Here is a 13,401-nt window from a genome sequence, read left to right as displayed (position 1 = left end):
TCTTCGTGCATTTCCCTGTATAATAGCAATGTTTCGCACCAGAATATGTCGACAATTGTCGTTGAAAATAAAGAAAAAATCAGAAACGGAGTATATGAAGATGAGCAAGAATTTTTGGGCAACATTGCCAAAGCCCTTTTTTGTTTTAGCACCGATGGAAGACGTCACTGATGTGGTCTTTCGTCATGTCGTGAAAGAAGCTGGGGCACCAGATGTGTTTTTTACAGAGTTTACTAATTCAGATAGTTATTGTCATCCTGAAGGGAAAGACAGTGTGCGCGGGCGCCTCGTTTTTACAGAAGATGAACAGCCGATGGTGGCACATATTTGGGGAGATAAACCGGAATTTTTCCGTGAAATGAGTATCGGCGTAGCGGAGATGGGCTTTCAAGGATTAGATATAAATATGGGCTGTCCTGTGCCCAACGTGGCTGAGCGTGGAAAAGGCAGCGGGTTAATTTTGCGCCCAGAAGTCGCGGCTGAATTGATTGACGCCGCCAAAGCAGGTGGCTTACCTGTTAGTGTCAAAACACGCATTGGGTTTACTGAAATGGCGGAAATGGAGGCGTGGATCACGCATTTATTAGAGCAAGACATTGCGAATCTATCCATTCATTTGCGAACACGAAAAGAGATGAGTAAAGTGGATGCCCATTGGGAGGTCATTCCGCAAATTATGGCTATTCGGGACCGTGTCGCACCGCAAACGACAATTACGATTAATGGGGATATTCCCGATCGTCAAAAGGGCCTAGAATTAGCAGAACAATATGGTGTAGATGGCATCATGATTGGCCGGGGGATTTTTAAAAATCCTTATGCCTTTGAAAAAGAACCCAAAACACATACGCCACAAGAATTGCTGGGCTTGCTACGTTTACAATTGGATTTGCAAGACAAATATGCGGAATTGGTGCCTCGCTCCATTGTTGGGTTGCATCGCTTCTTTAAAATTTATGTCAAAGGCTTTCCAGGTGCCAGTGATTTAAGAGCACAATTAATGAATACAAAATCAACGGATGAAGTGCGCCAGTTGTTAGCGACGTTTGAAGCAGAACATGGTGTGCTTGACTAAATTAAAAAAGAGAGGAGGCAGCATTTTAGCTAATGCTATCTCCTCTCTTTTGAATGCTTAATGCGCAATCATTTCTTGGGCAATTTCTTGTTTGCTTAAGTCGTTTGGATAATACGTTGGCCAGTTGTCCATTTCATTGAACAGACTTTCTTGGCTATCGCCGCCGAAGAAGATGTGGAAATGAGCGGCTTTCGTTGGTGCGATGTTGTGGTCGCTAAATTGGACGTATTTAAACCGCCCAGCATTGGCATCGTCTGTTTCAAAAAGGAAACGGACGCCACGGTTGCCTTTTGCATAGTTTAAAATTTTATAACCGGCTGCTTTATAGGTGAATTTTTGTGGTTTGCCATTGACCAGAAATTCAATGGTGGAATCAGTGATGTTGATGTGGTCGACATCGGTTTGATAGCCGGCATCATAGTAGGTTTTGTATTCGGCTGGTGTTTTATCTTTTTTCAGTTTCGCTTTGTAATCGAAGACTTGGTCTAATGTGCCATCTTTTAATAAAGGATAGACGGATTGCCAATTTCCAGCGTAATCTGCCAGTGTTCTCTCAGCCACCTCACTGTCTTTGAAATAGCCGTTAGCCACGGTTTTTTCTGTTTTTTCAGAGGTTTCTGGCTGAACCTCTTTCCCGGCTGTATCTGTTGTTTTTTTCAAAGCAGTTAAGTTTTCTTTCATTACAGAAAGATAATCTTCGCCATTGTCCATTTGTTTTTGTGTCAAACTTTCTAGCGGGTTTAGGACTTCCAATTGAACATTTGCTTCGTCAGCTAACGTTTTAGCAATTTTATCGTTGGCATTTTTTTCAAAATAAATATAGCGAATTTGATTGTCTGTGACATATTTTTTCAACTCTGCCAAGCGCCCTGCGGTTGGCTCTTGTTCAGGTGTTAAACCAGCTATTGGCACTTGTTTTAAGCCGTAATCTAAGGCAAGATAACCAAATGCAGCATGTTGGGTAACAAAACTTTTTTGCTTAGCGTCTTTCAAAGCTGTTTGGAACTCTTTGTCTAAGGCTGTTAATTTTGTTAAGTATTTTTCTGCGTTTGTTTCAAATGTTTTGGCTTTTTTAGGGTAAAGTTTGACTAATTGTTCTTTGATGTTTGTGACTTCTTGGATGGCACGATGGGGCGAAACCCAAGTATGCGGATCTAATTCATGGTGGTGGCCTTCTTCGCCATGTTCGTGGTCATGTTCGTGTCCGTCTTCGTCACTGCCAGGAAGTAAGACCATGTTTTCGGTACCTTTAATGACGTTTGGGGCTCCTTTTTTCCAGCCTTTAGCAGCTTTTGGTACCCAAGATTCCATATTTTCATTGTGGTAAACGAAAACATCCGCATCATGGATGGTAGCCATATCTTTGGCGGATGGTTCATAATCGTGTGGTTCAGAACCAGCAGGGATTAACAATTTGACGTCTCCTTCATCGCCTACAATATTTTTAGTGAAATCGTACATAGGATAAAAAGTCGTGACAATGGATAGTTTTTCTTTACCGTCAGCGGTTTTATCAGAGGTGTTTGTTTTGCCGCAAGCGCCGAAAAGGATTAGCGATAAGGCGGCTAACAGGGGAAGAGTAAATTTTTTCATAGGTGTGCTCCTTTAGTGAATTACGCAATTTTCTTTTGTTTATTGCGCTTATGTTCTTTAATGATTTTAAGTGCGCGTTTTCGTGTTTTGATGTTGGGACTTTTCAGTCGACGATAAGCGCTAGATAAGTCAGTTTTTTCCATTATATAGGACCTCCATTTCGTAAAAAATAATTTACGGAGTAGCTATTTTGTTGAGGGTTTGAAAGGTTTCTTGAATTTTTTTTGTCTCTAATTCTTTGCCAATCAGAACAATTGTCGTTTCTTGAGGGGGTTGATTCGTCATTTGAAAGGCCACTTGCTGGTTGACGCCTTGCATGGCAATGGCCAAGTCATGCTCCTGTAAGGCGAGAATCCCTTTGAAACGGTATAACTTTTCCTGATGTGTATACATTAACCAATCAAGCCAACGAGTGAAAAGAGGTTCGTTGAGGGCTGAGGACGCCGTTAACGTTAGGGAGTGAAAGGTATGGTGATGATGCTCGTGGGCGTGCTCATGCGGGGAATGAGTCATTTCGTGTTCTGTAAGTGTTGTCGTAAACTTATTTAATTGAAAAAAGTCACTAGCCAAAAGAGGCTCGTTGGCTTGAAAGGATAAAATATCAGCAAAAGGATTAATGGTACGAAGGGTTTCTTGGAACGTTGGTAGCTGAGTGCTGTCTGCTGGTTCCTTGACAGAAAAAAAGAGGCGATCTGCTAAGGCCAGTTGTTTGATGGCTTCGGCTTCTTGAAGCTGCTGTTGCCAATGATGCCCATCAACGACCGTTAAGAGACTGTCTATATAGAAATGATTTTTGATGTGCGGGGTCGTTAAAATTGTTTGAATGATTGGTTGCGGATCAGCAATGCCCGTTGTTTCTAAAATGACTTGGGCAATGGGTTGTTGCTCTTCTTGGTACACTTCTAAGATTGCTGATAAAGAGGCAAGAAGATCTCCTCGTAAGCTGCAGCACATGCAACCGTTATTTAATTGAATAATTCGTTCCGTGGTTTGTAAAAGTAATGCGTGGTCAACGCCTGTTTGACCAAATTCATTTTCAATAATAATAATTTCTTCTTTAGGAAACGGTGATTGCGCAAGCGCATGGTTAATTAAGGTTGTTTTTCCTGCGCCTAAAAAGCCAGAAACAATGGTGATTGGAATGCCCATCAAGTTTTCCTCCTGTTATTTGACTTCAGTGAAAAGTGCGCGGCGCCGTAGTTTTGGTGAATATTTTTTCAGCTGTAATTTTTCTGGTGTATTTCGTTTGTTTTTACTTGTTAAGTAAAGGCGCTCGCCAGTTTCAGCGCAAGCTAACGTAATGGTTTGGCGCATAGTACCGTCCTCCAATTTGATTTTTTTAATTGCGTATAAAAGATAAAGGGGGCTGCGAGGTCAGCCCAAATGCGACTGTCCTCGCTAGTTGTCTTTATCGAAATAATGAGTTACCAGCTTGCTTTTTTGACGCCAGGAATCAAGCCTTGGTGAGCCAATTCACGGAAACGAATCCGAGACATGCCAAATTTACGCATGTAGCCACGTGGGCGCCCATCTGTTTGATCGCGGAGTTTTAAGCGACTTGGATGAGCATCTTTTGGCAATTTGCTAAGACCTTCATAATCGCCAGCTTCTTTTAAGGCTTGGCGAATAGGCGCATATTTTGCAATCATTGCTTGTTGTTTTTTTGCTTTAGCAATTTTTGATTTTTTAGCCATAAGGCACTTCCTTTCTTTTTGGATTTATAAAATATAAATCGTAATGGTTACGATTTGAACGGAAGTATATTATCAGGTGTTGCGTTGTTTGTCAAGTGAGAATTTTGTTTTTTTTAGGACTTGCTAAGTTGAGAAGTTAGAAATGTTTGTTTTAGAGCTGTTTTGTAGTATCTTTTAAGAAAGAGTAAAAAGGAGTGAAGATGGCAATGGTAGAACGTTTGACGATTATTCGTGGTGTGGAAAAATTTGAATTACAAACGAAAACAGCGCGCTGGGTGTTAGCAAAAGAAGAGGGATATTCGCCAGTTCAAATGCTCGTTTCGGCAATTGGCGCTTGTGGGGGATACGTGTATCAATCCGTTTTGGAAAATTCGCACATTCCCTTTGAGTTTGAAAAAATAGAAGTCACGTATTCAAGAGAAGTAGAGAGACGCGCACAACCATTAAAACAGGTGACGATTCTCTTTTATGTGTCTGTTCCAGAAGCCTTTCAAGCACGGGCGACACGGTGTTTGAAGCTTGTCGCCCCAAACTGTCCAGTGATTCAATCATTGGCTGAAAGAATTACTGTCGAAGAAACAGTTGTATTTAAAAAGTAAACTATTAGAGACATTATCGTTACGAGCGCTTTTCCCTTTTTGGATGCCTCGTTTCTGAGAATGTCTTTTTTTAGAGGAGCGTGGGGAAATAGCTGTAGAAACAGGAAATTTTTAATTCATTTGTACAAAATAATACAGACAAAAAACAGATAGTGTTTTTTTCACAAATAAAAAGGTTGCTTTTTTTTCTGTTTTAGTAGATGATGTAAGTAGTTACATCTCTGGTATAAAGCTGTTTTGCGAAACGTGTGTTATTTTTTAATTCGTAATAGTTTTTTTAAATCGTTTCACAGAATTACTTTAATTGTTATACAGTTTTTTTAGTTGTTATAGTTTGTTTGTCGGCCTTTAGGAGGTAATCATGATTGAGTTAGTGAATGTGTCGAAAGTCTATCAAGAGACACACGCGTTAAAAAATATTCACTTTTCTGTCCAACCAGGAGAAATCGTTGGGATTGTTGGGAAAAGTGGCTCTGGCAAGTCCACGTTGTTACGTTTGTTGAATTTAATGGAACAACCGAGTGAAGGGGAGATTCGTATTGATGGCAGAAATGTTCAAACCTTCTCTAAAAAAGAAGTTCGCCAGCAGCAACAACAAATGGGGATGGTGTTTCAGCATTACAATTTGTTAGAAAATTTGAAAATTTATGATAATGTTGCGTTGCCTTTGAAACTTTTAAAAGAGAAACAGCCTGAAAAAATTGAGCGTTTATTAACATTTGTTGATATGGCCCATAAGGCAGAAGCGTATCCTGCTCAGCTTTCTGGTGGGGAAAAACAGCGTGTCTCTATTGCTCGAGCGTTGAGCCGTAATCCAAAATGGTTATTATGTGACGAGGCAACGAGTTCATTAGATGAAGAAAATACAGAAAGTGTCGTTCGACTATTACATAAGACGCATCAGGAATTCCGACCGACTATTTTCTTTGTCAGTCACGAATTAGAAACCGTGAAGCGCTTATGTAATCGTATCTTAGTGATGGAAAAAGGTCAGTTAATTGGCGAATTTCTGAATAATCCTCAGCAATATGAGGAAGAACCGCTTTCCTATTTAGAAAAAGTGGAAAGGAGTTTGCGCCCATGACTTTTTCAGAAACCTTTGCCGAATATTGGCCATCTATGCTGGTGGGCTTAAAAGAAACAGGGATTATGATGTCGATTTCGATGGCTATCTGTTTGCTTGTCGGCTTGCCTTTAGGCTTAGGACTATTTTTGGCTAATCCGAAAGTCAAAGGGCATCAACCTTGGCTGTACTGGGTTTTAAATTTCATTGTAACTGTTATTCGCTCGTTTCCTTATTTATTATTTGTGATTGCGTTAATTCCAGTTACTCGTTCTGTCTTAGGAAAGGCGTTTGGCCCAATTCCTTCATCTGTGCCATTGAGTATCGTTGCGATCGCGATTTTTGCTCGTTTGGTTGAACAAGTGCTGTTGGATGTTCCAGAAGAAATTTATTTTTTAGCTAATTCGTTAGGCACCTCGAAAGTCCAATACATTTGGCACTTTTTATTGGTGGAAGCGCGTAGCGGATTAGTCCTTGCTTACACAACCACGACAGTGAGTATGGTTTCATATTCCACGGTGATGGGTGTTGTTGGTGGCGGCGGGATTGGCGATTTTGCAGTTCGTGTCGGGTATCAACGGTATGAATACGGTATTATGTATGTTGCCATTGTGATTATGATTGCACTGGTCTTCATTTTACAAATGCTTGGGAACTTCATTGCCCAAAAACTAGACAAAAGAAAGTAGGAGGACAAAAGAATGAAGAAGTTTTATTTAGCAACATTCGCTGTTATTGCAACAGTTATTTTAGCTGCCTGTGGGGGAAATAAACAAGCAGACCAGAAAGAAGACAAGGAGATTACCGTTGCCGTGCAATTGGAATCTTCAAAAGATATCTTGGAGATTGCCAAGAAAGAAGCTGAGAAAAAAGGGTACAAAATTAACATTATGGAAGTGAGCGACAATGTTGCCTACAACGATGCCGTGCAACATGACGAAGCGGATGCTAATTTTGCGCAACATCAACCCTTCATGGAAATGTTTAACAAAGAGAAAAAAGCTGATTTAGTGGCTGTGCAACCGATTTATTATTTTGCTGGTGGTTTCTATTCAAAAGAATACCAAGATGCGAAAGATTTACCTGAAAATGCCAAAGTGGGGATTCCTAGCGATCCAACCAATGAAGGTCGTGCTTTAGCAATTTTAAATGCAAACGGCGTGATTAAATTAAAAGAAGGTGTCGGCTTTAACGGTACGGTGGCAGATGTCGTGGAAAATCCTAAAAACATCACTTTTGAAAGCATTGATTTACTGAATTTAGCTAAAGCCTATGATGAAAAAGACATCGCTATGGTGTTCTGCTACCCAGCCTACTTAGAACCTGCTGGTTTAACAACGAAAGATGCGATCTTGTTAGAAGATGAAGAAGCAAGTAAACATTACGCATTGCAAGTTGTGACACGTAAAGGCGAAAAAGATAGTGAAAAAATCAAGGTTTTAAAAGAAGCGATGACAACAAAAGAAGTTGCTGAATACATCAAGAAAAATTCTAAAGGCGCCAATATTCCTGCGTTTTAATGAATAGAAAAAATGAAGCCTCTTTTTGAGAAGCTTCATTTTTTTCTTTTCCTTGATTTATAGTATAGTTAATAGGAAGGAGGTGCCGGTGTGGTCGAATTATTTATTTTAATGATGGAACGGGTGGGCTTAATTATTTTACTGGCCTTTCTTTTAGTGAATGTGCCTTATTTTAAGCGTGTTTTATTAAGTCGTGAAAAAATGTCTTCAAAAGTTCAGTTGATTTTGATTTTTGGTTTATTTGCTATTATTTCTAATTTTACAGGTATCGAAATCGCTAAGAATCAGATTGTTCCCAATAATTTACTAACCTATTTAAGCAGCAATGCTTCCATTGCGAATACGCGTACGTTAGTAATTGGCGTTTCTGGATTAGTGGGTGGTCCGATTGTCGGCAGTACGGTTGGTTTAATTGCTGGCTTTCATCGGGTTATTCAAGGCGGGGGGCATAGTTTCTTTTATGTGCCTGCTTCTTTAATTGTTGGCTTAATTGCCGGTTTTTTAGGGAGCCGCATGGCAAAGCAAACCGTTTTTCCGTCTGCCGGCTTTTCTGCCATTGTCGGAGCGTGCATGGAAATGATTCAGATGATTTTTATTTTCTTTTTCAGCGGTGATCTAGCGGATGGGGCCACGTTGGTTCGTTTTATTGCGCTGCCGATGATTTTGTTAAATAGCGTAGGAACGTTCATTTTTATGTCGATTCTAACGACGACATTGAAACAAGAAGAGCAGGCCAAAGCGGTTCAGACGCACGATGTTTTGGAATTAGCAGCGGAAACACTGCCATATTTTCGAGAAGGACTCAATAAAAATTCCAGCAAAAAAGTCGCGGAGATTATTAAGCATTATACAAAAGTCAGTGCGATTAGCATGACAAACAGTCATCAAATTTTAGCTCATGTTGGCGCAGGAAGCGACCATCATATTCCAGAGCTAGAAGTCATCACGGAGCTTTCTCGGGAAGTGTTACGGACGGGCCAAATGACCATCGCGCATGCCAAAGAAGAAGTTGGTTGTTCGGACCCTAATTGTCCGTTGCAAGCGGCGATTGTGATTCCATTATTTTCCCATCAGCAAATTGTTGGCACCTTAAAAATGTACTTTACGGATCCAGCGCAGTTAACGCATGTCGAGGAACAGTTAGCAGAAGGTCTTGGGACAATTTTTTCTTCACAAATTGAATTAGGTGAAGCGGAAGTACAATCAAAATTACTTAAAGAAGCTGAAATTAAATCCTTGCAAGCGCAAGTGAACCCGCATTTCTTCTTTAATGCCATCAATACTATTTCCGCATTAATGCGGAAAGACAGTGAAAAAGCGCGGAAACTATTGCTCCAATTAAGCAAATACTTTCGAGGCAACTTGCAGGGAGCCGTGCAAACTACGATCCCAGTTTCACAAGAACTAGAACAAGTAAAAGCCTATTTGTCATTAGAACAAGCACGGTTTCCGAATCGTTATCAAGTAACATTTGACGTGGAAGAAGCGGTTGCTTCAGAAAAAGTACCGCCGTATGCGATTCAGGTGTTAGTGGAAAATACCATCAAGCATGCATTTGGCAGCCGGAAGGAGAACAATCAAGTTCGGGTAGTGGTCAAAGCAAAACAACACAAATTACATGTGGATGTGTATGACAATGGGCAAGGGATTCCTGAAGAACGCCGCTTGCTATTAGGAAAGACGACAGTGACTTCGGAAAAAGGCACTGGCACGGCACTGGAAAACTTGTCCCGCAGAATGGCGAACCTTTATGGATCAGAAGGTTGTTTTTTAATTGAAAATTTAGAGACAGGCGGGAGCCATGTTCATTTAGAAATCCCGATGGAACAGGAGGAATTAGATGCACGTATTAATCGTTGATGATGAGCCCTTAGCACGAGAAGAATTGAGCTATCTTGTTTCCCAACATCCGCAAGTGACGAGCGTTGCAGAAGCGGATTCTGTGGCGGAGGCAATGGAAGAGATGATGGATCAAAAGCCAGATTTGTTATTTTTAGATATTCATTTGACCGATGAAAGCGGGTTTGATTTAGCGGAAAAATTAACCCATCTTAAAAAAGCGCCCTACTTGGTCTTTGCAACCGCCTATGATCAATATGCGTTAAAGGCCTTTCAAGTGAATGCAAAAGATTATATTTTGAAACCTTTTGAAGAAGAAAAAATAACACAAGTCATTGAAAAAGCATCGAAAGAAATGGCTCAAGCTGTCCCAGAAAACACTGCCGAAAAAGGACCAAAATCTGAAGCAATACCTATTCAAGGGGGAGACCGCATTTATCTTGTGGCGCCAGAAGATATTTACCTCGTTTCTGTCGAAGAACGGCAACTGAGCATTTTTGTGGATCAACAGGTCTACAAGATGACAGGGACCCTCAACAGTATCGAACAAAAATTACCTGCCACGCTCTTTATTAAAACGCATCGAAGTTTCATCTTGAATCGAACAAAAATTCAAGAAATTCAGCCGTGGTTTAATAACACGTTGCAAGTGATTTTAACCAACGGCTCAAAAGTACCTGTTAGCCGTTCATACGTCAAAGAATTTAAAGAAAAACTTGGCTTAAGTTAAAAAATCACCACTTGAAATGTCGAATGCATTTCAAGTGGTGATTTTTGCATTTGGTGAAGAAATTCTGGCATTTCATGAAAAAAAGCCCTTAAAAAAACGTTTTCTTTATATACTTAACCCATAGAAAACAGACAAAAGGGAGCGAAGAAGAATGGAAAAGAAAGTATATTCATTTTTACAACAAGCAGCAGTTTTTGCCATTATTATGTTAATCGCCAACGGCTTGGCGTTCATTTCCCCAATACCAATGCCTGCTTCAGTAATTGGCATGGTGTTATTGTTCATTGGTTTATGTACAAAAGTTGTTAAATTGGAGCAAGTGGAAGAGCTAGGTAATAGCTTATCAACGGTTATTACATTTTTATTTGTTCCTTCAGGGATTTCCTTAGTTAATTCTTTAGGGATTATGCAACAATTTGGCGTTCAAATTGTTTTTGTTATTTTAGTAGCCACACTAGCGTTACTAGCAACGACTGGTTGGACGGGCGCCTTTTTATTGCATATGAAAGATGCTCGAAAAGAAAAAGAACCCGCAGCAACGAAGAAAGCGAAAGGAGAGGTTCGCGCATGAATCCGTATGTTGGCATTATTATTTCATTAGCTGTATTTGGCATAGGTACTTGGTTGTTTAAAAAAAGTAAAGGTTTCTTCTTATTTACGCCATTATTCGTTGCGATGATTTTAGGCGTTGTCGTTTTAAAAGTAACAGGAATTAGTTACGAGCAATACAATGAAGGTGGCAAATATATCAGCTTCTTTCTAGAGCCTGCGACAGTAGCGTTTGCGATTCCTTTATATAAAAAGAGAGACGTGTTGAAAAAATATTGGTTAGAAATTTTAACGGCGTTAACAATTGGTTCTTTTGGTTCGCTAGTGGCTGTTTATTTTGCAGGAAAAGTGATTGGCATGGATAATCATTTAGTGGCCTCAATCTTACCACAAGCAGCTACAACAGCGATTGCCGTACCTATTTCTCAAACTGTTGGCGGAATTGCTTCCATTACGGCGTTTACTGTAATCTTCAATGGTGTACTAACCTATGCCTTGGGCCGAATTGCATTGAAATGGTTTAAAATTAACAATCCAATCGCCAAAGGTTTAGCTTTAGGTGCGGCCGGACATGCCCTAGGTGTGGCAGTTGGCATGGAAATGGGCGAAACAGAGGCTGCTATGGCTAGTATTTCTGTCGTAGTGGTTGGCGTAGTTACTGTTTTAGTAGTTCCTTTCTTTGCAACGGTCATTGGTCTATAAAAAAGTGGGATTCCTCACTTTTTTATGAGTAGCTAATTTCTATCAGCTAGCAGTCTCTGCTTATTCTGTTCCCGCCGTTTATCAATTTTTAAGCCTGGGACAAAAATCCAAAGTGATTTTTGTCCCAGGCTCTTTTGTGTTGTTTACACGATTTTTTGAGTATAGATAGGGCGCGTGGAAGGATTGACCAGTCTTTTTATAGAATGGTTGCTCCTAAAGTTTGTTTAAAGTGGCGTAATGCCCATTCGTGTCCTTGTTCATCAAAACTAGCAACGGCATTCTCGGGAATCATTAATTGATAGCCTAAATTATAGGCATCGACAGCCGTATGCAACACGCAAATATCTGTACAAACACCAGTTAAACAAAGCTCTGTAATTCCTCGTTCTCGTAACCGAATGTCCAAATCCGTGCCACTAAAAGCAGAATAGTGCCGTTTGTCCAGCCAATAAACGCTTGCCTCATTTTTGTGAGCTTGATAAAAATCAGCTAGCGAGCCAAACAGATTACGCCCGTCAGTTCCTAAGACATTGTGGGGCGGGAAAAGTTTATTTTCAGGATGATAGTGATCTAGGGGGGCATGCCCATCAATGGCAAAAACCACAAAATCGCCATTGTCAAAATAGTGCTTTGTTTGTTGAACAAGGGCCGTTTCAATGGCTTGCCCAGCGGCACCAGTGGTTAGTTTTCCGTCTGTGGCGACAAAATCATTCGTATAATCAATGGAAATCAGAGCTTTCATTTGGCAACCTCCTAAAGGTTAAAGTCATTTTGTTCATTTTACAGCTTTTAAGAAAGCATTTCAAATGATAAAAGTACATCAAATTCTAAAAAAGCTGTTTCAAAATAAACGCTTTGGCTAAAAAACATGCTATAATTTTGCTACAAATTAAAGCAGGTGAATAGAGTGAAAAGAAAAATCGTACGTTTTATCCTTTGGTTGTTAGGAATCCTTGTGGTTATTTGCTTAGGCGTGTTTCTCGCCTTTCAATTATCTCCTAAGCCAGGCGCTTGGGTCATCAACCAGTTATTCGCAGGCGAAGTTGAAATAAAAGATTCAGCTTCCTATGATAAAGCATTGCCCAATGTTCAATTGCAAGAAAATCAAACATACCCTTCTTCAAGAAAAAAGAATACCTTTGATTTGTATTATCCCCAAACGTCAAAACAAGCGGTACCAGTCGTTTTATGGGTCCATGGTGGTGGCTATGTGGGAGGAGATAAGTCTGGGATGAAAGAGTTTGCGACACGTTTAGTGGCTGATTCCTCAGTTGCCTTTATTTCAATGAATTATGAATTAGCACCAGATGCACCTTATCCAAGCCAGCTCCAGCAGGTCAATGAACTTGTTCAATTTTTATTAGAAAAGAAACAAGCGTATCCCATGTTAGATTTATCTAAGCTTTTTATTGGCGGGGACAGTGCGGGTGCACAGATTGCTCTACAATATGCAACAGTTCAAACCAATGCCAACTATGCCAAAGAACTAGGGATGACTGCAGCGTTGCCGGCTAGCCATTTAAAAGGCACACTCTCGTATTGTGGTCCGGTGGATTTGAAACAAATGGCCAACCAACAAAGTGATAATCGTTTTATGAAATTTTTCGTTAAAACAGTGGCTTGGTCCTTGCTCGGCACTAAAGACTGGCAGACGAGTGCAGAATTGCAAGAAGTGAGTTTAGTGGATAAAGTCACCAAAGAATTTCCCCCGACGTATCTAACAGATGGCAATAGCTTTTCATTCCAAGAGCAAGGACTAGCCTTGGTTCAGCGGTTAAAAACTTTAAATGTTCCAGTTTCAGCTCTCTTTTTCAAAGATAAGAAAGCAACGATCACCCACGAATATCAATTCGACTATCAAACAAAAGAAGCTAAACAATGTTACCAAGAAACAGTCCAGTTTGTGAATAAGTATAAATAAACAGAGGCCTTAGAAATATTTCTAAGGCCTCTGTTTATGTATTTTTGTCATTTTTTTGCTGAGAAATATGTATAAATTAAACAAAAATGTTTATTTAATGATGTTTACATGAGAAA

16 protein-coding genes are annotated in these 13,401 nt (G+C 40.1%); 10 read left to right on the top strand and 6 right to left on the bottom strand.

The features are described 5' to 3' along the window. Positions 1–100: 100 nt before the first annotated feature. Positions 101–1,075: a tRNA dihydrouridine synthase gene (locus IGJ20_RS12680; protein WP_002413934.1), complete on the top strand. Its 975-nt coding sequence runs from the start codon at positions 101–103 to the stop codon at positions 1,073–1,075. Between the two features lie 57 nt (positions 1,076–1,132). Here the strand turns inward: IGJ20_RS12680 and IGJ20_RS12675 are convergent, their stop codons facing one another. The 5 genes from IGJ20_RS12675 to rpsN form a co-directional block, all read right to left on the bottom strand. Beyond that, the gene (locus tag IGJ20_RS12675) at positions 1,133–2,668 is read right to left on the bottom strand and encodes a zinc ABC transporter substrate-binding protein AdcA (protein ID WP_016618625.1); all 1,536 of its coding nucleotides are present in this window, start codon (positions 2,666–2,668) and stop codon (positions 1,133–1,135) included. Positions 2,669–2,688: 20 nt separating this feature from the next. Next, positions 2,689–2,811, bottom strand: a complete 123-nt coding sequence (locus IGJ20_RS12670; RefSeq protein ID WP_002383181.1) for a putative metal homeostasis protein — start codon at positions 2,809–2,811, stop codon at positions 2,689–2,691. 31 nt (positions 2,812–2,842) lie between these two features. Next, positions 2,843–3,817 carry a CobW family GTP-binding protein gene (locus tag IGJ20_RS12665; protein WP_126254815.1) on the bottom strand — a complete coding sequence of 325 codons (975 nt, stop codon included), beginning with the start codon at positions 3,815–3,817 and terminating at the stop codon, positions 2,843–2,845. Positions 3,818–3,832: 15 nt separating this feature from the next. After that, positions 3,833–3,982 (bottom strand): 50S ribosomal protein L33, encoded by a 150-nt coding sequence (rpmG, locus tag IGJ20_RS12660; RefSeq protein WP_002354818.1) that lies wholly within the window; start codon positions 3,980–3,982, stop codon positions 3,833–3,835. Positions 3,983–4,092: 110 nt separating this feature from the next. Continuing rightward, positions 4,093–4,362, bottom strand: a complete 270-nt coding sequence (gene rpsN, locus IGJ20_RS12655; protein WP_002354822.1) for a 30S ribosomal protein S14 — start codon at positions 4,360–4,362, stop codon at positions 4,093–4,095. Between the two features lie 200 nt (positions 4,363–4,562). Here rpsN and IGJ20_RS12650 point away from each other — a divergent pair, with 200 nt between their 5' ends. The 8 genes from IGJ20_RS12650 (at position 4,563) to lrgB (ending at position 11,364) form a co-directional block, all read left to right on the top strand. Next, positions 4,563–4,961 carry an OsmC family protein gene (locus IGJ20_RS12650; RefSeq protein ID WP_002398194.1) on the top strand — a complete coding sequence of 133 codons (399 nt, stop codon included), beginning with the start codon at positions 4,563–4,565 and terminating at the stop codon, positions 4,959–4,961. A 361-nt stretch (positions 4,962–5,322) separates the two neighbouring features. After that, the gene (locus IGJ20_RS12645) at positions 5,323–6,045 is read left to right on the top strand and encodes a methionine ABC transporter ATP-binding protein (protein ID WP_002354824.1); all 723 of its coding nucleotides are present in this window, start codon (positions 5,323–5,325) and stop codon (positions 6,043–6,045) included. Continuing rightward, complete coding sequence (locus tag IGJ20_RS12640; protein ID WP_002368484.1) at positions 6,042–6,713, top strand: methionine ABC transporter permease; 672 nt, start codon at positions 6,042–6,044, stop codon at positions 6,711–6,713. Before IGJ20_RS12645 ends, IGJ20_RS12640 begins: the two co-directional genes overlap by 4 nt. A gap of 12 nt (positions 6,714–6,725) precedes the next feature. Beyond that, positions 6,726–7,544, top strand: a complete 819-nt coding sequence (locus IGJ20_RS12635) for a MetQ/NlpA family ABC transporter substrate-binding protein (protein ID WP_002354826.1) — start codon at positions 6,726–6,728, stop codon at positions 7,542–7,544. A 90-nt stretch (positions 7,545–7,634) separates the two neighbouring features. Next, on the top strand, positions 7,635–9,404 hold the full coding sequence (locus IGJ20_RS12630) for a sensor histidine kinase (RefSeq protein ID WP_002367484.1): 1,770 nt from the start codon (positions 7,635–7,637) through the stop codon (positions 9,402–9,404). Continuing rightward, complete coding sequence (locus IGJ20_RS12625; protein WP_126254814.1) at positions 9,385–10,113, top strand: LytR/AlgR family response regulator transcription factor; 729 nt, start codon at positions 9,385–9,387, stop codon at positions 10,111–10,113. Before IGJ20_RS12630 ends, IGJ20_RS12625 begins: the two co-directional genes overlap by 20 nt. A 151-nt stretch (positions 10,114–10,264) precedes the next feature. Continuing rightward, positions 10,265–10,684, top strand: a complete 420-nt coding sequence (gene lrgA, locus IGJ20_RS12620) for an antiholin-like murein hydrolase modulator LrgA (RefSeq protein WP_126254813.1) — start codon at positions 10,265–10,267, stop codon at positions 10,682–10,684. Beyond that, a complete protein-coding gene (lrgB, locus tag IGJ20_RS12615; protein ID WP_002354830.1) occupies positions 10,681–11,364 on the top strand; it encodes an antiholin-like protein LrgB in 684 nt (227 codons plus the stop codon). Before lrgA ends, lrgB begins: the two co-directional genes overlap by 4 nt. Positions 11,365–11,560: 196 nt before the next feature. Here lrgB and IGJ20_RS12610 read toward each other — a convergent pair whose 3' ends face one another. Next, positions 11,561–12,106, bottom strand: a complete 546-nt coding sequence (locus tag IGJ20_RS12610) for a cysteine hydrolase family protein (protein WP_126254812.1) — start codon at positions 12,104–12,106, stop codon at positions 11,561–11,563. 165 nt (positions 12,107–12,271) lie between these two features. Here IGJ20_RS12610 and IGJ20_RS12605 point away from each other — a divergent pair, with 165 nt between their 5' ends. Continuing rightward, positions 12,272–13,285, top strand: coding sequence for an alpha/beta hydrolase (locus tag IGJ20_RS12605; protein WP_126254811.1), 1,014 nt, complete (start codon positions 12,272–12,274; stop codon positions 13,283–13,285). The last annotated feature ends 116 nt before the right edge of the window (positions 13,286–13,401 follow it).

This window comes from Enterococcus sp. DIV0294, from assembly GCF_050558155.1.
GTDB classification, from domain to species: Bacteria; Bacillota; Bacilli; order Lactobacillales; family Enterococcaceae; genus Enterococcus; species Enterococcus faecalis.
Note: the sequence above shows the minus strand (reverse complement) of the source record. Positions and strands in the feature narration are given on the sequence as shown.